The sequence below is a fragment of the Microbacterium sp. genome, assembly GCF_031988965.1.
Classification (GTDB): Bacteria; Actinomycetota; Actinomycetes; order Actinomycetales; family Microbacteriaceae; genus Microbacterium.
Map to the genome: position 1 here is coordinate 1 of NZ_DALZXX010000296.1, position 1,145 is coordinate 1,145.

The following is a 1,145-nucleotide window of genomic DNA, read 5'->3' on the forward strand; positions in this document are numbered from 1 at the left end:
TGGGGGCCGCGCACTACGCCGACCGCCGCGTCGGGCTGCTCTCGGGCGGCGAGCAGCAGCGCCTGCGCGTCGGTCAGGCGCTCGCCGACGAGCCGTCGCTGCTGCTGTGCGACGAGCCCCTGTCGAACCTCGACCTCGCGAACCAGGTCGCCGTCACCGACATCATCGACCGCCAGCGCCGTGAGCGCGACGCGGCGGTGCTGTTCGTCACGCACGATGTGAACCCGATCCTCGGCCGCGTCGACCGCATCCTGTACATCGCCGGCGGTCGCTTCGTGCTCGGCACCCCCGAAGAGGTGCTGCAGACGCGAGTGCTCACCGAGCTCTACGGCACCCCGGTGTTCGTGCTGCGGGCCGGGGACCGGCTGGTGGTCGTCGGCGTACCGGATGCCGAGCCCCACCACGAGCATGCGCACGACCACGATCACGGAGGTGCCGCATGAACCTCGTGACCGGCATCGTGCAGACGGTCGACTGGAGCGACGTCTTCTCGTTCCAGGACTACGGCGAGCTCGTCGCCCTGCTCGCGAACTCGATCATCGCGGGCGCCGTGCTCGGAATCGTCGGCGGGCTCATCGGCGTCTTCGTGATGCAGCGCGACCTCGCGTTCGCGGTGCACGGCGTCAGCGAGCTGTCGTTCGCCGGTGCCGCAGCGGCTCTGCTCTTCGGCGGAAGCGTGGTGGTCGGATCCCTCGGAGGGGCGCTCGTCGCGGCAATCCTGATCGGCGTGCTCGGCGCGAAGGCCCGCGATCGCAACTCGATCGTCGGGGTGCTCATGCCGTTCGGGCTCGGCCTCGGCATCCTGTTCCTCTCGCTCTACGACGGACGCAGCGCCAACCGGTTCAGCCTGCTGACCGGGCAGATCGTCTCGGTCTCGAGCCCTGACCTCGGTTGGCTGCTCGGCATCAGCATCGTCGTGCTGATCGGACTGCTGCTCATGTGGAATCCGCTGCGCTTCGACTCGCTCGACCCCGAGTCGGCCGCCGCCCGTGGCGTGCCCACCCGGGCCGTGAGCCTGCTGTTCATGGTGCTGCTGGGCCTGATCGTGGCCGTCAGCGTGCACATCATCGGCGCCCTCCTCGTGATGGCGCTGCTCGTCACACCCGCCGCCGCCGCGATGCGCATCACCGCGGGGCCCGTGGCCG

2 protein-coding genes are annotated in these 1,145 nt (G+C 70.1%); both read left to right on the forward strand.

Annotation, left to right across the window (positions count from 1 at the left end):
• The coding region (locus RTM68_RS18890) for an ATP-binding cassette domain-containing protein (RefSeq protein ID WP_312173873.1) at positions 1–443 on the forward strand (443 nt) is incomplete at its 5' end.
• Positions 440–1,145: metal ABC transporter permease (locus RTM68_RS18895; RefSeq protein WP_312173874.1), on the forward strand; the 706-nt coding region annotated here is incomplete at its 3' end. The genes RTM68_RS18890 and RTM68_RS18895, both read left to right, overlap by 4 nt.